The sequence below is a fragment of the Bosea beijingensis genome, assembly GCF_030758975.1.
GTDB classification, from domain to species: Bacteria; Pseudomonadota; Alphaproteobacteria; order Rhizobiales; family Beijerinckiaceae; genus Allobosea; species Allobosea beijingensis.
Genome location: NZ_CP132359.1, coordinates 3,197,152 through 3,216,362, shown reverse-complemented (window position 1 = coordinate 3,216,362; position 19,211 = coordinate 3,197,152). Strand labels below are relative to the sequence as shown.

Sequence of the window (19,211 nt, the reverse complement as noted above, 5' to 3'; positions counted from 1 at the left end):
TGAAAACAGAAGATCAGAGCTTTCGAGGCGAACCCGTGTTCGCCGAAAATGCTCTAGGCCGGCGCGGAAGCGGCAGCCTTCGGCTCCGCTGGCGCAGCGATATAGATCGCCAGCGCCACAGCGAGCATGGCGCCCATGAAGACGAACAGCCAGCCGAACGTGGCCTGTGCCCCATAGCCATGCCCGTCGAGAGCATTCACCAGCCGGCCAGACAGCCATTGCATCACCCCCGCGCCGCCCATGAAGACGAAATTCATGAAGGTGACGCCGCGGCCGATCTCCTGAGCCGACATGAAAGCGCGTGCATGCGCCATAACCACGGCATAGGTGACGCCGAACAGGCCGATGGCGAGGAGAAGGCCGACCGCAAGACGGGACGATGCCTCGCCCCACAAAGCCAGCGCGAAACAGGCCAGGATCACGGCCACGGCACAGGCGATCACCGTGGGCTTGGCGCCGATCCGCCGATAGAGCGGCAGCACCAGCAGCGCTCCGGCCGCGATGACGCCTCCCATGGCCATGGCCACATAGCTCGTCGCCGCGAGATCGAAACCATATACCGTCTGAAGATAGGGCGCGATCCACAGGCCGCGGATCGAGATCGTGACGCCATAGCTCACGAAGGTGATGGGGAAGATCAGCCAGAGCGGCCGCTTCGCCACGATCTGCCTGATCCCGCCCAGCAGCGAGACATGCCGCTCCGGCGCGTCGGGCAGCGGCGGCGGGTCCTTCAGCAGCAGCATCACGAGCAAGGCTATGAACGCCACGATCCCGGACAGGCCGAACACGGTCGCACGCCAGCCATAGGCCGACAGGAAATAGGCGAGCGGCGCGCCGCTCAGGGGATCGCCGATGGAGCCGAAACCGATCAGGAAGGACGACATCGTCGCGAAATGCCGGGGCGAATAGAGCCGCGCGGCCAGATAGAAGCCGGACATCAGGATCGGCGCGCAGCCGATGCCGATCAGCGCCAGCGCCGTCAGCGCAGTGAGATAGTTGCGCGACAGGCCGAAGATCACCGTCCCGGCGAAGGCGACCAGAAGGAAACCGGCCAGCGTCCGCCGCGGGCCGATCCGGTCGAGCGCATAGCCGACCGGGAATTGCGTAAGCGCGAAGGCAATCAGCCAGGCGGCCTGCAGGCTGCCGAGCTGGCCCTGATCGAGGCCAAGATCCCGTGTCAGATCGCCTGAAATGACGGCCAGGAACGCACGGAAGAACTGGCTCAGGATATAGGCCAGCAGCAGGACGACGAAGCTCGTCACGAAGCGTCGCTTTCGCTTGGCGGCCTGCACTTCGGCAAAGCCCCCGTTCGCAAGACCGGAGCCCGGGCGTTATCCGCCCGGGCAGCCCGCCTCACTTGATCCGTTCGAGCACGGAGACGTAGTTGGCGACCGCCGCTCCGCCCATGTTGAAGATGCCGCCCAGGCGCGGGCTGTCGAGCTGCATGCCTTCCGGCGCTTCGCCGGCGAGCTGCATGGCCGAGAGCACATGCATCGAGACGCCGGTCGCACCGATCGGGTGGCCCTTTGCCTTGAGGCCGCCGGAGACGTTGACCGGCAGCTTGCCGTCCTTCTGCGTCCAGCCTTCCTTGATGGCCCGCGCCCCGTCGCCTTCCTTGGTCAGGCCCATCGCCTCGTATTCGATCAGCTCGGCGACGGTGAAGCAGTCATGCGTCTCGACGAAGGAGAGGTCGTCGAGCGTCACGTTCGCCTTGGCCAGCGCCTTCTTCCAGGCGAGCACGCCGCCCTCGAATTTCAGGATGTCGCGCTTCGACATCGGCAGGAAATCCTGGACATGGGCCATGCCGCGGAAGCCGACGGCCCGGCGCATCCTGAGGGCGGTTTCCTCGTCGGCCAGCACCAGCGCCGCGGCGCCATCCGAGACCAGCGAGCAGTCGGTGCGCTTCAGCGGGCCGGCGACATAGGGGTTCTTCTCGCTCTCCTCGCGGCAGAAGGCGTAGCCGAGATCCTTGCGCATCTGCGCGTAGGGGTTGGCGACTCCGTTCTTGTGGTTCTTCGCCGCGATCATCGCGAGCGCGTCGGACTGGTCGCCATGGCGCTGAAAATAGGCAGCCGCGATCTTGCCGAAGACGCCGGCGAAACCGCCCTGCACCTCGCTGTCCTCCGGGAGATAGGAAGCCTTGAGCAGGTTCTTGCCGATCTCGGGGCCGGGTGTCTTGGTCATCTGCTCGACGCCGACGACGAGCACGACCTTGGCATCACCCGCCCGGATCGCGCGGACGCCCTGATGTACGGCGGCCGTACCGGTGGCGCAGGCGTTCTCGACCCGGGTCGTCGGCTTGAAGCGCAGCGCCGGATCGGCCTGCAGTACCAGCGACGCGGTGAAGTCCTGGGCCGAGAAGCCGGCGTTGTAATGGCCGAGCACGATCTCGTCGACATCGTCAGCAGTAATGCCGGCATCGACGAGGGCTTCGGTCGCCACCCGCACGATCAGGCTTTCGACGGTCTCGGCATCCTGCTTGCCGAACGGTGTATGGGCCCAGCCGACGATCGCAGCGCTCATGGCGAAATCTCCCTTACTGTGCAGCTACACGTTATTTTGGCAGCCTTGTGCCACCCGGCAAGCCGGCATCCGCGCATGGTGGCCGTGCGCCGATCGGCTGTCAGGGCTTCTGCCTCCAGCACTAGCCGCCCCACACGCTCATCGCAACGCCAGCGAGAGCAGCAGCCCGACCCCGCCGACGATCATCGCCATGCCCAGCATCTCGCGCCGGCTCGTCCCCTCCGCGAACAACTTGCGCGAGGCGATCTGCGCCAATGGCACCTCGATCAGCGCCAGCGTGCGGACATTGGCGGCGGTGGTGAGCGAAAAGCCGATGAACCAGAACTGCGAGGCGGCGGCGCCGAGGAAGCCCGCCGAGAGCGAGCGGCGCCAGCTCTTCAGGCTGAGGATCAGCGCCTGCCGGTCGGCAATGAGCATATAGATCACCAGCAGCAGGGTCTGGAGCCCGAGACCGAGCACGAGGATGGTCGAGGCGCGGATCAGGAACTCGCCCTCCGGCAGCGCCTGGATGCCGCCACGGAAGCCGATCGCCGAGAGCGCGAAGAAGGCGCCGGAAACGATGCCGAGCACGGCTGGGCGCAGGCCGGCGCGGGTCAGTTTCTCGCCGGGCTTCCAAGAGACGACGATCACGCCCGCCGTCGCGATGGCGATCGCCAGGAACTTCATCGGCGTCAGCGCATCGCCGAGCAGCAGGGCGCCGAACAGCGCGACCTGCACCGGCTCGGTCTTGGTATAGGCGGTGGTCACCGCGAAGGAACGCTCGCGCATCGCCGCCAGCATCAGGGCGGTGGCTGCGATCTGCGTCAATGCGCCCCAGAGCGTGTAGCCGAGCGAAGCCATGCCGATCGCCGGCGGCAGGCGTTGCAGCCCGAGGCAGGCCAGCGCCAGGAACAGCATGGCGAAGGGCAGGCCGAACAGAAAGCGTACCTGCGTGGCGCCGACCACACCGATAGTCTCGGTGAGCGATCGCTGCGCCAGGTTGCGTGCGGTCTGCAGGAGCGAGGCGGCGATGGTCGCCGGTATCCAGAGAAGGCCGAAAGCCACGCGACAAGCCCTAGAAAAGCGAAGGAACCCGTCGCTTGTGGACCGGCCGCCGCAGCTAGGCAAATCGCTCCGCAAGGGGTAGGTATGCATTCACGGGCGGGCGATTGTGGCGGCCGTCTCGAAATTGCCGCATGCGTCGCGTTGAACCCTGCGCCGTCGCTATCCGCAAGATACCACCCGCCCGCTTCGAGCAAGACAGGTTCAGACCCGCCCGATGATCGCTTCCCGCCTCGCAGCCGCCCTTGTTCTCGGTGCCGTCCTGTCGGGGCCGGCCTATGCCGGCACCAGCCTCGTCGTCGATGCCTCCAGCGGCGCCGTGCTGTCGAGCGAGAACGCGAACCAGGCCTGGCGCCCGGCCTCGACCACCAAGATGATGACGATCTATCTCGCGCTGAAGGCGGTGCGGGAGGGGCGTCTCGGCCTGGAGACGGCGATCCCGGTCTCGAAGCTCGCCGCCAGCCAGCCGCGCGTGAAGGTTTATGCCAAGCCGGGGTCGGAGATCACGCTCGACAACGCGCTGCGCATCATGATGGTGAAATCGGCCAACGACATCGCCTATGTCGTGGCCGAAGGCGTCGGCGGCGACGTCCCGAGCTTCGTCGCCATGATGAACGCGGAGGCGCAGCGCCTCGGCATGCGCGACACCCGCTTCGTCAATCCCAATGGCTGGGACCATCCCGACCAGCAGACCAGTGCCCGCGACCTCGCCGTGCTCGCCATGGCGCTGATGCGTGATTTCTCGCAGTATTCCGATTACTGGGGCACCTCGGCCGTGCAGCTCGGCAAGCAGATCATGCCCAACACCAACGGGCTGGTCGGGCGCTATTCCGGCATCGGTGGCATGAAGACCGGCTTCACCTGCGCCTCCGGCTTCAATGTCGTCGCGACGGCGAGCCGCGGCGGACGCACGCTGATCGCCGTCGTGCTTGGCTCGACCTCGGGCACCGACCGCACCGTGAAGGCGGCCCAGCTCCTCGACGAAGGCTTCGCCGCCTGGGGCGGCACCGGCTACAACGTCGCCTCGATGCCGCCCAGCGGCACCCGCGCGCCCAATATCTGCGACGAAGTCCGCAATCGCGGCGGCGGCGTCGCTCTCGCCGATGATGCCGACATCTCGGGCCCGATCGCGGCCGGCATGTCCACCGGCGACGCCAATTCCCCCGATGGCGGGCGCTTCGCCATCTTCAACGCCCAGTCGGCCCCGCAGGCGTCCGGCTCGGTCGCGACCCGCTCACCGCGTGGACGCATCGTGCTCGGCCCCCGTGCCGAGACCGTCCCGGTACAGGTCTCCTTTGGCCGCAGCCCCGGCTCGGCCTCCGCCCCGCTCGCGGCCAACGCGACGACTCAGCCGAGCTCGCGCGTCGCGCGCGGCACGCCGACCATCGAGCCGGAGGCCCCCGTCGCTGCCGGCCTCGTCGTGCCGCCGGCCCGCCGCACCGCCTCGAGCAATGGCGCGATCCCGCGCGGCACCACTGCCTTCGCCCCTGCGAGCGCGCCAGTGCAACCTTCGACCGATGCCTTCGAGGGCGGCCCGCTGCGTCTGCAAGGCTCCGTGCAGCCCGGCGCCGCCAATGCAGCTAGCCTGCGCCCCGGCGCAGCCGCGGGCATCAAGCCGGCTGCGCGCAATGCCCAGCCCGACAAGGCACAGGCCGCCAAGACCCAGCCGGCAAAGACACAGCCGCTCAAGACCCCGCCGGCCCGGACCGTTCCGGCTAAGCCGAAGCCCTCCCAGGCCGCCGTGAAGCCGCCGGCCGGAAAGCCCGCGGCCGGAGCCAAGGCCAAGCCCGCCAACGACGCCTGAGGCCTGATTGGATCTGGGGCGCTCTGACCGCGACCGAACCGACGCACGCCAGGGCCTGTTCCTGGCGCTGGCTTCGGCCGCCGCTTTCGGCACCAATATCGTCAGCGCCCAGATCGCCGGACAGGCAGGCCTCAGCGGGCCACTCCTCGTCTTCTACCGCGTCCTTCTGATGCTCGTCCTCGTCGGCGGCGCCGCGTTCTTCTGGCGCGCCTCGATTGCGCTGAAGCGCAGCGAGCGACAGCCGGTCCTGCTCTTCGGCCTGGCGACAGCGCTGGTCGGCATCGGCTATCTCTCCTCGGTTGCCTTCGTTCCGGTCTCTGTCGCGGCGGTGGTGTTCTATACCTTCCCGGTCCTGATCGTGCTGGCCGAGCCCTTGCTGACCCCGGCCCCCTTCCGGATCGACCGGCTGGCGGTCGCGCTCGCTGCTTTCCTCGGCATCGCCCTCGTCGTCGGGCCTGACCTGCACGGGCTTGATCCGCGCGGCCTCGCCCTCGCCATGCTCGCGAGCGTCAGTGCGGCCGCGCAGTTCTTCGCAGCCGCCCGCTGCGCCGAGACGCCGACCTTGCCCAAGCTGTTCTGGTCGCATGTCGTCATCCTGCCTGTGACGGCGCTGGTGCTGCTCGTCACCGGCGGCTTCCTCCCGCCGCAGACCTTCATGCTGGCCCCCATCGCGGTCGCCATCACCTATGGCGGCTATGTCGTCGGCTTCCTCTTCCAGATCCTGGCGCTGGCCCGCATCGCGCCCGGCCCCGCCGGCCTCGCCTTCTGCGCCGAGCCGGTCTTCGCCGTCATCATCGCCGCCTTCGTTCTCGCCGAGCGTCTCGGCCCTCTGCAATATGCCGGCTGCGCTCTTGTCATCGCCGCCATCGCCACTAATGTAATATTAGAACAAACGAGGCGGGGCACCGTGCCTGCCTAGATCATCCCGCGCCCTTCGTTGGCGGAGAAGATGATCGATCCGATTGATAGGACATCGGATAAGTCCGATGTTCTCGAGGCTCCGCGACCATGTCTGGCGACCCTGCCCGCCCCCTCCCCGTGCCACTCACGCTGCTGACCGGCTTCCTCGGCGCCGGCAAGACCACCTTGCTGAACCGCCTGCTGAAGGACCCCGCGCTGGCCGGCACGCTCGTCCTCGTCAACGAGTTCGGCGAGATCGGCCTCGACCACCTGATGATCGAAGGGGTCGAGGAGAACATGATCCTCCTCGAATCCGGCTGCCTCTGCTGCACCATCCGCGACGACCTCATCGTCACGCTGGAGGACCTGCTGCGCGGCCGCGACAATGGCCGCATTGCTCCCTTCTCGCGCCTCGTCATCGAGACGACCGGCCTTGCCGACCCCGCGCCGATCCTGAACGTCCTGATCAACCACCCCTATCTCGCGATGCGCTTCCCGCTCGATGGCGTCGTCACGCTGGTCGACGCCGTCAACGGCATGGCGACGCTCGATGCCCATGAGGAAGCGCGCCGGCAGGTTGTCGCCGCCGACCGGCTGGTGCTGACGAAAACCGACCTCGCCGCCCCGGAAGCCATCGCCGCCCTGCACGAACGGCTCGGCAATCTCAATCCCGGCATCGCCATCCTCGCGCCAAACGCACCCGCCAACGACCTGATCGGCGCCGGCCTCTACGATCTCGCGAAGCAGCCACAGGCGCTACGCCACTGGCTGGCCGAGGACGCGCTGCCCGGGCACCACCACCATGATCACGACCACCACCACGGACACGACCATACCCATGGCCAGGACCCGCATGACGTCAACCGCCACGACGCCTCGATACGCGCCTTCGTCCTGACCGCGGAGCAGCCGGTCGCCCGCACCACCTTCGACCTGTTCTGGTCCCTGCTGCGCTCGATCCATGGTCCACGCCTGCTGCGGCTCAAGGGGCTGGTGGACATCGCCGGCGAGCCCGGCCGGCCGCTGCTGGTCCATGCCGTCCAGCAGATCCTGCACCCGCCGATCCAGCTCGACGCCTGGCCGGATGCGGACCACCGCTCCCGCCTCGTCCTGATCGTGAGGGATATCGAGCAGGACACGGTGCGCAAGCTCTGGTCCGCCTTCCTTGGTCAGATGTCTGAGCAGCCGCAGCCCGCCTGACCTGTCGGCCCGTTTCTTGAACCCAGCCCTGCGAGTGGCAAGGCGCGCCGGCGCGCCTTGCCATTCCGACACAGCCATGCGTCGGAACGATCCAGGAAGGGTGCGGGCAGATGAGCACGATCACGGCTCTTGCGGCGACCGACGGCATCGCGGCGGCGAACCGGCCACCGATCCCGCTTCCCCCTCCGAACTCGACCATCCATAGCGAGCTGCGCTCGCTCGGCGCCTGCGACACCATCCGTCCGGAATGGAGCGATCTCGCCGACCGCGCGCTGGAAGCCAATCCTTGCCTCGAGCCGGGCTTCGCGCTCGCCGCCGCGCAGCATCTCGTCTCCTTCCGCGATACCCAGCTCATGCTGCTCTGGCAGGGCGACCCGGCCTCGGAGCGACGCCGCCTCGTAGGGCTCGTTCCCTGCCGGACGCGCCGCCATCTCCTCGCCCCCGACACGCTGGAGGGCTTTGCCGATCCGCGCCTGCTGAACGGCACGCCGCTGCTCGACCGCACCTTCGCCGTCCCCGCGCTCGCCGCCTTCCTGCGTGGCTGGCGCGCGCGCAGCCATGGCGCCGAAGCGTTCTCCCTGTCAGGGATCGACCTGACCGGCGCTTTTGCCACCACGCTCGCCCGCGTCGCCGACGGCCATGGCGTGGCCCTGGGCTGGCAGCCCCTCGTCGGGCGCCGGCTCGAACTGCCTCCGACCGCGCGGATCGCCGCCTCGGAGGAGACCTTGCGGGACAAGGGCCGCCTGATCCTCGCCGAGGCCATGAACCGGGCGGACCGGCGCGATGCCGTCGAGATCCTGCTCGCGCTCGAAGCTACCGGCTCGCGCGGCCGGGCCGGCAAGGCGACCTTGCAGAACACGCGCGAGGTCGGCTTCCTGCGCAGCATGAGCCGCGATCTCGGCCGGCAGAAGCTCTGCCGCATCGCCGTGCTGGTGCTCGACGACCGGCCGATCGCAGCCGCGCTCACCCTTGGAAAAGGTAGCTCCTGCTGGCTCTATCACGGTGTCGGCGACGAGGCCTATGCGGCGCTGGAGCCTCTGCCGATGCTGCTTGCGATGATGCGCAAGGCACAGCCCTCCCGGCAGATCCTGTTGCCCGGCGGCCTGCCGCTGTTCGGCGCCCGCGACCAAGCCTTCGGCACGATCAGCCTGACCCGGCGCCCGCAGCAGCGCATGCACCGGCCGGCCGACCTGGCGATACGCATGCGCGAACGTCTCGCGCGCGCGCTGTTCAGGCCTCGGCCCGCAGCAATCGACGGATGATCTTGCCGGTCGTCGTCAGAGGCAGCTCGTCCCGGAAGGCGATCTCGCGCGGATACTCATGGGCGGACAGCCGCGCCCGCACGAAGCCCTGAAGCTCCGCAACCAGGTTATGCGAACCGTCATACCCGGGCTTCAGCACGACGAAGGCCTTAACGATCTCGGTGCGCAGCGGATCGGGCTTGCCGACGGCAGCGGCCAGCGCCACCGCCGGATGGCGCAGCAGGCAATCCTCGATCTCGCCGGGCCCGATGCGATAGCCCGATGAGGTGATCACGTCGTCGTCGCGGCCGATGAAGCGGACATAGCCGTCCTCATCCTCGACGCCCTCGTCGCCGGTCGTCATCCAGTCGCCGACGAATTTCGCCGCCGTCGCTTCCGGGTTGCGCCAATATTCCAGGAACATCACCGGATCGGGCCGGCGCACGGCGATCTGTCCCTCCTCGCCGGGCGCGCAGGTCGTGCCGTTCGGTCGGATGATCGCGACCTCATGGCCCGGCACCGCCTTGCCGATCGCGCCGGGACGGCTGACGCCGAGCGCCGCGCTCGACGCCAGCACGAGATTGCACTCCGTCTGGCCGTAGGCCTCGTTAATGGTCAGCCCGAGAGCCTCGCGCCCCCATTCCAGCGTCTCGGCGCCGAGCGCCTCGCCAGCCGCAGCGACCGTACGCAAATTCAGCTTCCAGCGCCCTTGCGGGCTGCCGGCGCCGCGCATCATCCGGAGTGCGGTCGGCGGCACGAAGGCATTGCGGATGCCAAGATCCTGGATCAGCCGGTAGGCCTCCTCCGGCTCGAACCGCGTCACCGGCCGCGCCACCACTGCGACGCCGAAATGCAGCGCCGGCAACAGCATGTTGAGCAGCCCGCCAGCCCAGGCCCAGTCGGCAGGCGTCCAGGCGAGATCGCCCGGCCGCGGCATGAACTCATGCGGCATCTGCACGCCCGGCAGATGACCGGGCAGCACGCGATGGCCGTGCAGAGCGCCCTTCGGATTGCCCGTGGTGCCCGAGGTGTAGATCATCAATGCCGGATCGTCCGGCGTGGTATCGACCGGGGTGAAATCCGGGTTGCCACCCGCCAGCAGTGTGTCCCAACACTCTGCCGCGCCATCGGCGCCGTCGGTGGAAATGCGCAGGGCCAGCTCCGGCAGCGGCTGCGTGATCTCACCAAGCTTCGCGAGACCGGCGGCATTGGTCACCACGACCTTCGCAGCGGAGTCGGTCAATCGATAAGCCAGGGCATCGACGCCGAACAGGGCAGCCAGCGGCACCGCGATGGCGCCAAGCTTGTAGGCGGCGAGATGCGCCGTCAGCACCGCCCGCCCCTGCGGCAGCAGGATGGCGATGCGGTCGCCCCGGCCGACGCCGCGCGCCCGCAGCGCATTGGCAAGCCGGTTCGAATGCTCGCGCAACCAGCCGAAGCTGACGGGCGTCACCTGCCAGTCCTGCGAGACCTCGATGATCGCCGGACGGCCAGGCTCGATCGTGGCCCAGCGATCGCAGACGTCGACGGCGATGTTGTAGCGATTAGGAATGCGCCAGCGAAAGCCCTCGCGCAACGCGGCGTAATCGGTCAGGTCTGGCAGGATCAAGATGGGTGTCCGGTGGGAGGCGCGGCACGATAGGCAGGCCGTTCCCCCCTGTCACCCGCGTCTTGCGTATCATCTCCCAGCGTAACGATGCGCTCAGAACATGCGTTCGCTTGCCGGCGGCAGATAGGCATCCGTGAAGGCGTCGCCTGCCCTTGCCTTGTCGCGGAACGCGCCGGCCAAAGCGAGTTGGTCCAGTGCCTTCGCCCAGCGCTCCCGATCGATCCCGCCAAGACCATGCGCGCGCACATAAGACGTCAGCACGTTGCGCTCGATCACTGCGGCGAGCCTGTCGCGCTCGACTTCGGCCTGTGCGCTCTCGTTGCGGCGCAGGACGAATTGCGCGCCGACGCCCGGATTGACCGCGACATCGCGGATGCCGCGCATCACGGCGCGCACGAGCCCACGCACGGCATCCGGCTTGCTTGCGATCAGCTTGCCAGACACGATCACCGCGCTGCCATAGAGCAGGAGGCCATGCTCTGCCATTTCCATCAGCACGATATCGTCGCCGGGCACGCCACGCGCCCGAAGCGAGACGGCGGTGGAAGGACCGAAGGCGAAGAGTGCATCGATCTCGCCGGAGGCCAGCATCGGCTCGCGCACCGGCAGGCCGATCGTCTCGATCCTGATCTTGCTGTCGTCGATCTTGTTGAGGCTCTTGAAAAGCGGCCATTGCGCGAAGCTGGCATCGATGGCGGCCGTGCCGAGCTTGCGCCCTTCGAGGCTCGCCGGCGCGGTGGTTATCCCCCGGCTCTTGCGGCCGATCAGGGCATAGCCCGGCCGGTCATGGACGATCATCACCGCCTTGAGATCAGCGCCTGGATTCTCGTCGCGGAAACGGATGAGAGCATTGATGTCGCCGAAGCCGGCATCCTGCACACCGGCCGCCATGCGCTGCAGCATGGCGCGTGCGCCATTGCCCGGCTCGATCACGACATCGAGCCCCTCGGCGCCGAAATAGCCCTTGTCCTGCGCCGCCAGGAAAGGCGCCGTCAGCGCGTCGAAACGGCGATCCAGCGCAAAGCGGATGGCGGTGTTTCCCTCCGCATGAGCCGTCCCGCCCCCGGCGAAGCAGGCCAATGCAGCTCCTGCCGCCAATTGTCCGAACCCGCGCCGGCTCGGCATCGAGGAACGAGAGGGCGAAGCGATCGGCATGTCTAGCCTCCGGGCGCCTGGCTGGTTTCGGCACGACACATCCGTGCGTTCAGTCTTCCTGACATCATAAGATGTTGAAATGCCGTCAACACGATGGAAGTTCCGTTACGATTTCTGACCGCAGCCGGCCCTTGGTCCTCCCATCACGCTGGGGGGCCGGCCCATCCTACAGCGAATCAACCTCAGCCCCTCCTGCAAACGAACGAGGGGCCGCAAAGGCCCCTCGTCGGATCGTTCGGTTTTCGGATGAAGCCCTCAGGCGGCCCGGTAACGCGCCAGCCAATGCGCATAGGGCGGCGGCAGGGTCGCCCAGGCCGGGTTCTCGACGCCGAGGGCATGCGCCGCGGCATAGGGCCAGTGCGGATCGGCCAATAGCGGCCGGCCCAGCGTCACCAGATCGACCTTGCCCTCGCGCACCAGCGCGTCGGCCTGCTCGGGCTTGCTGATGTACCAGCTCGTCGAGGCTGGCAGGCCGGCCTCGCGGCGCACCCGCTCGGCGACCGGCGCCAGGAAGGCAGGCCCCCACGGAATCTTCGCCTCATTGGTCGAGAAGCCGACGCTGACATCGATGAAGTCGAGCCCTTCCGCCTTGAAGCGCTTCACCAGCTCGATCGCCTCGGCGAGCGTCTCCTCGTCGCGCCCGTCATATTCGATCACGCCGAGCCGGGCCGAGAGCGGCCGGTTCTCCGGCCAGACCTTGCGGACGGCCACCAGCGTCTCGATCAGGAAGCGGCTGCGGTTCTCGAAGCTGCCGCCATAGGCATCGTCGCGCTTGTTGGCATGCGGCGAGAGAAAGTTCTGCGCGAGATAGCCGTGCGCGAAATGCAGCTTCAACCACTCGATGCCGATGTCGCGAGCGCGTTCGGCAGCCGCGACGAAATCACCGCGCACGCGCGCTATATCGGCAGTGGTCATCGCGCGCGGTACGCGCGGCAGTCCCCCGCCATGTGCAACGGCCGAAGGCGCAATCGTCTCCCAGCCGCGCTCGTCATTGGCCGGGATATGATCGTCGCCTTCCCAGGGCAGGTTGGCGCTGGCCTTGCGCCCGGCATGGCCGATCTGGATGCCGGTGACCGCGCCGGCCTTGCGCATCTCGGCAACGATCGGCGCCAGCGCCTCAGCCTGCCCATCGTTCCAGAGGCCGAGGCAGCCGGGCGTGATCCGTCCTTCCGGCGAGACGCCGGTCGCCTCGATGACGACGAGGCCGGTGCCGCCGCGCGCCAGCCCGGCGAGATGCGCCCGGTGCCAGTCATTGGCGACGCCATCCTGGGCCATGTACTGACACATCGGCGAGGCGACGATACGGTTGCGAAGGGTGACGTCTTTCAGGCTGAAGGGATCGAACAGGCCAGGCATGATGCGGCTCCACACGGGTGGGTTTCTATGTTTCGATAGTTCGATATTTCTCGAACTTTGGCAAGTTCAAAACCCTGTGATAGATTGCAACCCATGCGCCATGCCCGCCTGCCCACCTCCGAAGAGATCGCGCTCGAAGACGTCTTCCATGCGCTGAGCGACCCGTTCCGGCTGGAGGTCGTGCGCCGGCTCGCGGTCGAGGGCGAGCAGAGCTGCCAGGCGCTGGAGGGCGACCGGCCGAAGTCGAGCGTCTCGCATCATTTCCGTGTGCTGCGCGAGGCCGGGCTGATCCGCACCCGCAACGAGGGCGTGACCCGGATGAACGCGCTGCGCCGCGACGATATCGAGCAGCGCTTCCCAGGCCTTCTCGCCTGCGTCGTTCCAAAGCCGAGCGATTGATCCGCTACCGGTTCCGCTTCGCGCGACGCCACCCTATGCTTGCGTCATGAGCCTCCCCTACCGTCCCAATGTCGGCATCGCCCTGTTCAATGCGCAGGGCCTCGTCTTCGCCGGCCGCTCGCATAGCGCCGGCCCCGAGATCGTCCTGCCCGGCTTCGACTGGCAGATGCCGCAAGGCGGCATCGATCCCGACGAGGACATCGTCGCCGCCGCCCGCCGCGAACTGGCGGAGGAGACCGGCGTCACGCAGGCCGATCTTCTGACCGTCACCGATGAATGGTGGAGCTACGATTTCCCGCCCTATGACGGTCCCTGGCACAAGCTCGCCGCTTTCCGCGGCCAGCGCCAGCGCTGGGTCGCCTTCCGCTTCATCGGCAGCGAAGAGGCGATGGATATCGGCAAGCCCAATGGCGACGAGCCGCCAGAGTTCAGCGAATGGCGCTGGCATCCGCTGGCGGAGATGCCGGGGCTGGTCGTGCCGTTCAAGCGGCCGGTCTACGAAAAGGTGGTGCAGGCCTTCGCGGCTTTCGCCGAGGCTTGAATGCAGAGCACGTCATTCTCGGGGCGAAGCGAAGCGCAGACCCGAGAATCTCACGCGGCATGAAGCGCCTCCAATTCCAGAGATGCTGGGGTCGAGCCCGAGCATGGCGCGAGTGTCGGCCGCTCACGAAAAAGGGCCGCTCGCGCGGCCCTTTCCAAATTCTCGAAGCTCAACGGCAGATCACGCCGCCTTGCGCTGCTCGAAGACGTGCTTGAACTCGCGCAACTGCACCAGCGTGTCGTGCAGGCGCTTCTTCTCGTCGTCGTTATGCGAGCCGGCGAGACGGGTCTCGGCAGTCAGGATCTCGGCGTCGAGCACGGCGGTGTCGACATCCTCGAGGAAGCGGCCCTGCTCCGCCAGGATCGTCGTCGAAGCCTGGTTGATCTCGACAAGACCACCGTTGACGAAGAATTCCTTGCCGTTGCTCTCGGTCGTCTGAACGAAGACGATCCCGGCCTTGAGCGTCGCGACCAGCGGCGCATGCCCCGCGAGCACGGTCATCTCGCCCTCGACCGAGGGGACGATGACGCTGACGACATCGCCCGAGAACAGGATGCGCTCCGGCGAGACGAGTTCGAACTTGAAGGTGGCCATCGCCTGTCTTTTCCTCCGACGTCACCCCGATCGCCGGACAGCGCCGGGGGCCATGCCAGATCTTTCAACAATCCATGCCGGGCATGGTTCCGGGCGGCCGAAGCCGCCCGAAAGGAAGAATGCGCGAAGCTTACGCGGCCTCGGCGGCCAGGCGCTGAGCCTTCTCGACGGCTTCGTCGATCGAGCCGACCATGTAGAAGGCCGCTTCCGGCAGGTGGTCGTACTTGCCCTCGACCAGGCCCTTGAAGCCCTTGATCGTGTCCTCGAGCGGGACGAGCTTGCCGGGCGAGCCGGTGAAGACTTCCGCGACGAAGAACGGCTGCGACATGAAGCGTTCGATCTTGCGGGCGCGCGCCACGGTCAGCTTGTCGTCTTCCGAGAGCTCGTCCATGCCCAGGATCGCGATGATGTCCTGCAGCGACTTGTAGCGCTGCAGGGTCTGCTGGACGCGGGTCGCGACATCGTAGTGCTCGTCGCCGACGATATCGGCCGAGAGCATGCGCGAGGTCGAGTCGAGCGGGTCGACCGCCGGATAGATGCCCTTTTCCGCGATCGAACGCGACAGAACGGTACGGGCGTCCAAGTGGGCGAACGAGGTCGCGGGCGCCGGGTCGGTCAGATCGTCCGCCGGGACGTAGATCGCCTGCACCGAGGTGATCGAGCCCTTGTTCGTGGTGGTGATGCGCTCCTGCAGGTTGCCCATGTCGGTCGCCAGCGTCGGCTGATAGCCCACCGCCGAAGGAATACGGCCGAGCAGCGCGGACACTTCCGAGCCGGCCTGCGTGAAGCGGAAGATGTTGTCGACGAAGAACAGAACGTCCTGGCCCTTGTCGCGGAAGTCCTCGGCGATGGTCAGGCCGGCGAGAGCGACGCGCATGCGGGCACCCGGAGGCTCGTTCATCTGGCCGTAGACCAGGGCGCACTTGGAGCCAGCGGTCGAGCCGTTGTTCTCCTTGGGGTTCTTGTTGACGTTGGACTCGATCATCTCGTGGTAGAGATCGTTGCCCTCGCGGGTCCGCTCGCCGACACCGGCGAACACCGAGTAGCCGCCGTGGGCCTTCGCGACGTTGTTGATCAGTTCCATGATCAGCACGGTCTTGCCGACGCCGGCGCCGCCGAACAGGCCGACCTTGCCGCCCTTGGCGTAAGGCGCCAGCAGGTCGACGACCTTGATGCCGGTGACGAGGATCTGCGCCTCGGTCGACTGCTCGGAATAGGCCGGGGCCGGCTGGTGGATGCCGCGGGTGGCGGAGGTCAGGATCGGGCCGGCTTCGTCGACCGGCTCGCCGATGACGTTCATGATGCGGCCAAGCGTCTCGTCACCGACCGGAACCGCGATCGGGGCGCCGGTATCGGTGACCGACTGGCCACGGACCAGACCTTCGGTCGAGTCCATCGCGATGGTGCGGACGGTGTTCTCGCCGAGATGCTGGGCGACCTCGAGGACGAGGCGGTTGCCGAGGTTGTCGGTCTCGAGCGCGTTCAGGATCTCCGGCAGGGCGCCGTCGAACTGCACGTCGACGACGGCGCCGATGACCTGGGCAACGCGGCCGGTGCCGGTGTTGGCGGGCTTCTCGGCGGTCTTCTTGGTGGTCTTGGTAGCGGCTTTGGCCATGGCGGAACCTCGGGACTAGCGCATTCGGATGTGACGGCAGCCGGTGGATCTCTCCACCGGCGAAGATTAGGCGGTTAGAGCGCTTCCGCGCCAGAGATGATCTCGATCAGTTCCTTCGTGATCATCGCCTGGCGTGAGCGGTTGTAGATCTGCGTCTGCTTCTTGATCATCTCGCCGGCGTTGCGCGTGGCGGAATCCATCGCCGACATGCGCGCGCCCTGTTCGGAGGCGGCGTTCTCGAGCAGCCCGCGCAGGACCTGGACGGTCAGGTTGCGCGGCAGCAGCGCTTCCAGAATCTCGCCCTCGTCCGGCTCGTAATCGTAGACGGCGTCGGTCTGCTTCGTCCCTTCGGGGATTTCAGCCGGGATGATGCGCTGCGCGGTCGGGATCTGGGCGATCACCGAGCGGAAGCGCGAGAAGAACAGCGTCGCGACGTCGAACTCGCCGTTGCCGAAGCGGGCCAGCACGTTCTGGGCGATCGCCTCCGCATTGGCGAAGCCGACCTGCTTGAATTCGCGCAGGTCGATGAACTCGATGATCTCCGCCGCGAACTGGCGCCGCAGGATATCGTAGCCCTTCTTGCCGACGCAGATGATCTTGACCGTCTTACCCTCGGCCTTCAGCGCATTCGCCTTGTCGCGGGCGAGGCGCGCGATCGAGGAGTTGAAGGCACCGCACAGGCCGCGCTCGGCGGTCAGCACCAGCAGCAGATGCACCTTGTCGGAGCCCGTGCCGGCGATCAGGCGCGGCGCGCTCGAACCGGACACGCCGGAAGCGAGGTTCGACAGCACCGTCTCCATGCGCTCGGCATAGGGCCGCGCGGCCTCGGCGGCCGTCTGCGCCCGGCGCAGCTTCGCAGCCGCAACCATCTGCATGGCCTTGGTGATCTTCTGCGTCGACTTCACCGAAGCGATGCGATTGCGTAGGTCCTTAAGGGACGGCATCCGATCTTGATCCCCTACTCGTCAGCCACGGCAGGCGCGGCAACGAAGCAATCCAGAGAAGCAGCGCGGCGGAGCTGAGAACTCGGCCGCGCCGGCAATGATGATCAGGCGAAGGACTTCGCGAAGCCCGCGACGATGTCCTTGAGCTTGGCGGCGTTGGCGTCCGACAGGTCCTTGGACGAGCCGATCTCGTTCAGCATGTCGGCATGCTTGCCGCGAACCAGCGCGAGCAGGCCGTCCTCGAAGGCGCGGACCTTGCTGACCGGCAGCGCGTCGAGATAGCCGTTCACGCCGGCATAGATCACGACGACCTGCTCTTCCATCTTCAGCGGCGAGAACTGCGGCTGCTTCAGGAGCTCGGTCAGGCGGGCACCGCGGTTGAGCAGGCGCTGCGTGACCGCGTCGAGGTCCGAACCGAACTGGGCGAAGGCGGCCATCTCGCGATACTGGGCGAGTTCGCCCTTGATCTTGCCGGCGACCTTCTTGGTGGCCTTGGTCTGCGCCGACGAACCGACGCGCGACACCGAGAGGCCGACGTTCACCGCCGGGCGGATGCCCTGATAGAACAGGTCCGTCTCAAGGAAGATCTGGCCGTCGGTGATCGAGATCACGTTGGTCGGGATGTAGGCAGACACGTCGTTCGCCTGCGTCTCGATGACCGGCAGCGCCGTCAGCGAGCCAAGGCCGGCGGCCTCGCCCATCTTCGCCGCGCGCTCGAGCAAGCGGGAGTGAAGATAGAACACGTCGCCCGGATAGGCCTCGCGGCCCGGCGGGCGGCGCAGCAGCAGCGACATCTGGCGGTAAGCGACGGCCTGCTTCGACAGGTCGTCATAGATGATGACGGCGTGCATGCCGTTGTCGCGGAAGAACTCGCCCATCGAGCATCCGGCGAACGGCGCCAGGAACTGCATCGGGGCCGGGTCGGAGGCGGTGGCCGCCACGACGATCGAGTACTCCAGCGCGCCGCGCTCCTCGAGCACCTTCACGAGCTGGGCGACGGTCGAACGCTTCTGGCCGACGGCGACGTAAACGCAGTAGAGCTTCTGGCTCTCCGGGGCGCCTTCGACGTTCAGCGGCTTCTGGTTCAGGATCGTGTCGAGCGCCACGGCGGTCTTGCCGGTCTGGCGGTCGCCGATAATCAGCTCGCGCTGGCCACGGCCGATCGGGATCAGGGCGTCGACCGCCTTGAGGCCGGTCGCCATCGGCTCATGCACCGACTTGCGCGGGATGATGCCGGGCGCCTTGACGTCGACGCGGGCGCGGGCCTTGGCCTTGATCGGGCCCTTGCCGTCGATCGGGTTGCCGAGAGCGTCGACGACGCGGCCGAGCAGCTCCTTGCCGACGGGAACGTCGACGATGGCGCCGGTGCGCTTGACGGTCTGGCCTTCCTTGATGTCACGGTCGGAACCGAAGATCACGACGCCGACATTGTCGCTCTCGAGGTTGAGCGCCATGCCGCGCACGCCGGATTCGAACTCGACCATCTCACCGGCCTGGACCTTGTCGAGGCCGTAGACGCGGGCGATGCCGTCGCCGACGGAGAGAACCTGGCCGACTTCGGTGACCGAAGCTTCCGAGCCGAAGTTCGAAATCTGGGCCTTCAGGATGGCGGAGATTTCAGCGGGGCGGATGTCCATCAGCCGACCTCTTTCATGGCAAGACGAATTGAGTTGAGTTTGGTTTTCAGCGAGGCGTCGACCATGCGGGAGCCCATCTTGACGATGAGCCCGCCGATCAGGGCCGGGTCGATCTTGATCGAGACGTCGACATCCTTGCCGGCGACGCCCTTCAGCGCCGCGCGGATCTCGTCGACGCGCTTGGCCGTGGGCTCCTCGGCGACCGTCACCTCGGCGGAGACGATGCCCTTGGCCTCGGCGACCAGACGCTTGTAGCCGGCGATCATGCCCGGCAGCGCGAAGAGACGGCGCTTGCTGGCGACGAAGCCGATGAAATTGGCGGCGAGGCCGGTGATACCGGCCTTCTCGAGCACGGCCTTGATCGCCGCGACCTGCTCCTCGGCGGTGAAGGCCGGGCTCTCGATCAGGCGGCGGAGGTCCTCGCTCTCGGCGAGCAGGCCGTTGAAGCTATCCAGAGCCGCCGCGACGGTGTCGATCGCACCCGCCTCCTCAGCCAGCTCGAACAAAGCGGTGGCATAGCGCTGAGCTACGCCCGACACCAATGTCCCCTGCGATCCGCCTTCAGCCACGCTTCCCGTCTCTCGTTTCAAGGAACCGCACCGGCGACCTTCAAGACGAAGGTGGAGTGCATGGTCCCGACGCTGCGAGTATC

At 67.2% G+C, this 19,211-nt stretch carries 17 protein-coding genes; 6 read left to right on the top strand and 11 right to left on the bottom strand.

Annotated features, from left to right (window positions below):
• Positions 1–53: 53 nt before the first annotated feature.
• The 3 genes from Q9235_RS15315 to Q9235_RS15305 form a co-directional block, all read right to left on the bottom strand.
• Complete coding sequence (locus tag Q9235_RS15315; protein ID WP_306222623.1) at positions 54–1,262, bottom strand: MFS transporter; 1,209 nt, start codon at positions 1,260–1,262, stop codon at positions 54–56.
• A 91-nt stretch (positions 1,263–1,353) separates the two neighbouring features.
• Positions 1,354–2,523 carry an acetyl-CoA acetyltransferase gene (locus Q9235_RS15310; protein ID WP_306222622.1) on the bottom strand — a complete coding sequence of 390 codons (1,170 nt, stop codon included), beginning with the start codon at positions 2,521–2,523 and terminating at the stop codon, positions 1,354–1,356.
• A 138-nt stretch (positions 2,524–2,661) separates the two neighbouring features.
• A complete protein-coding gene (locus Q9235_RS15305) occupies positions 2,662–3,567 on the bottom strand; it encodes a DMT family transporter (RefSeq protein ID WP_306222621.1) in 906 nt (301 codons plus the stop codon).
• A 214-nt stretch (positions 3,568–3,781) separates the two neighbouring features.
• On the opposite strand from Q9235_RS15305, the gene Q9235_RS15300 reads away from it, so the two are divergent.
• The 4 genes from Q9235_RS15300 to Q9235_RS15285 all read left to right on the top strand — a co-directional run bounded on the left by Q9235_RS15300 (position 3,782) and on the right by Q9235_RS15285 (position 8,730).
• Positions 3,782–5,368 carry a serine hydrolase gene (locus tag Q9235_RS15300; protein ID WP_306222620.1) on the top strand — a complete coding sequence of 529 codons (1,587 nt, stop codon included), beginning with the start codon at positions 3,782–3,784 and terminating at the stop codon, positions 5,366–5,368.
• A gap of 7 nt (positions 5,369–5,375) precedes the next feature.
• Positions 5,376–6,287, top strand: a complete 912-nt coding sequence (locus Q9235_RS15295; RefSeq protein WP_306222619.1) for a DMT family transporter — start codon at positions 5,376–5,378, stop codon at positions 6,285–6,287.
• An 89-nt stretch (positions 6,288–6,376) separates the two neighbouring features.
• Entirely contained in the window at positions 6,377–7,468 is a 1,092-nt protein-coding gene (locus Q9235_RS15290; protein WP_306222618.1) for a CobW family GTP-binding protein, read from the top strand.
• 110 nt (positions 7,469–7,578) lie between these two features.
• A complete protein-coding gene (locus Q9235_RS15285) occupies positions 7,579–8,730 on the top strand; it encodes a GNAT family N-acetyltransferase (protein WP_306222617.1) in 1,152 nt (383 codons plus the stop codon).
• On the opposite strand, the gene Q9235_RS15280 is transcribed toward Q9235_RS15285, so the two are convergent.
• The 3 genes from Q9235_RS15280 to Q9235_RS15270 form a co-directional block, all read right to left on the bottom strand.
• Complete coding sequence (locus Q9235_RS15280) at positions 8,699–10,315, bottom strand: AMP-binding protein (RefSeq protein WP_306228290.1); 1,617 nt, start codon at positions 10,313–10,315, stop codon at positions 8,699–8,701. The two genes, Q9235_RS15285 and Q9235_RS15280, sit on opposite strands and share 32 nt — an antisense overlap.
• A 96-nt stretch (positions 10,316–10,411) precedes the next feature.
• Positions 10,412–11,473, bottom strand: coding sequence for an ABC transporter substrate-binding protein (locus Q9235_RS15275; protein ID WP_306222616.1), 1,062 nt, complete (start codon positions 11,471–11,473; stop codon positions 10,412–10,414).
• Between the two features lie 255 nt (positions 11,474–11,728).
• Positions 11,729–12,829: an NADH:flavin oxidoreductase/NADH oxidase gene (locus Q9235_RS15270; RefSeq protein ID WP_306222615.1), complete on the bottom strand. Its 1,101-nt coding sequence runs from the start codon at positions 12,827–12,829 to the stop codon at positions 11,729–11,731.
• A gap of 93 nt (positions 12,830–12,922) precedes the next feature.
• On the opposite strand from Q9235_RS15270, the gene Q9235_RS15265 reads away from it, so the two are divergent.
• Both Q9235_RS15265 and Q9235_RS15260 read left to right on the top strand, forming a co-directional pair.
• A complete protein-coding gene (locus Q9235_RS15265) occupies positions 12,923–13,228 on the top strand; it encodes an ArsR/SmtB family transcription factor (protein ID WP_306222614.1) in 306 nt (101 codons plus the stop codon).
• A 46-nt stretch (positions 13,229–13,274) separates the two neighbouring features.
• On the top strand, positions 13,275–13,769 hold the full coding sequence (locus Q9235_RS15260) for an RNA pyrophosphohydrolase (RefSeq protein ID WP_306222613.1): 495 nt from the start codon (positions 13,275–13,277) through the stop codon (positions 13,767–13,769).
• A gap of 180 nt (positions 13,770–13,949) precedes the next feature.
• Here the strand turns inward: Q9235_RS15260 and Q9235_RS15255 are convergent, their stop codons facing one another.
• From Q9235_RS15255 to Q9235_RS15235, 5 genes are all read right to left on the bottom strand, one after another.
• Complete coding sequence (locus Q9235_RS15255; protein WP_306222612.1) at positions 13,950–14,363, bottom strand: F0F1 ATP synthase subunit epsilon; 414 nt, start codon at positions 14,361–14,363, stop codon at positions 13,950–13,952.
• A gap of 130 nt (positions 14,364–14,493) precedes the next feature.
• A complete protein-coding gene (gene atpD / locus Q9235_RS15250; RefSeq protein ID WP_306222611.1) occupies positions 14,494–15,978 on the bottom strand; it encodes a F0F1 ATP synthase subunit beta in 1,485 nt (494 codons plus the stop codon).
• Between the two features lie 74 nt (positions 15,979–16,052).
• The gene (locus tag Q9235_RS15245) at positions 16,053–16,922 is read right to left on the bottom strand and encodes a F0F1 ATP synthase subunit gamma (protein WP_306222610.1); all 870 of its coding nucleotides are present in this window, start codon (positions 16,920–16,922) and stop codon (positions 16,053–16,055) included.
• A 104-nt stretch (positions 16,923–17,026) separates the two neighbouring features.
• Positions 17,027–18,559 (bottom strand): F0F1 ATP synthase subunit alpha, encoded by a 1,533-nt coding sequence (atpA, locus tag Q9235_RS15240; RefSeq protein WP_306222609.1) that lies wholly within the window; start codon positions 18,557–18,559, stop codon positions 17,027–17,029.
• Complete coding sequence (locus Q9235_RS15235) at positions 18,559–19,128, bottom strand: F0F1 ATP synthase subunit delta (protein WP_306222608.1); 570 nt, start codon at positions 19,126–19,128, stop codon at positions 18,559–18,561. Before Q9235_RS15235 ends, atpA begins: the two co-directional genes overlap by 1 nt.
• Positions 19,129–19,211 lie beyond the last annotated feature (83 nt).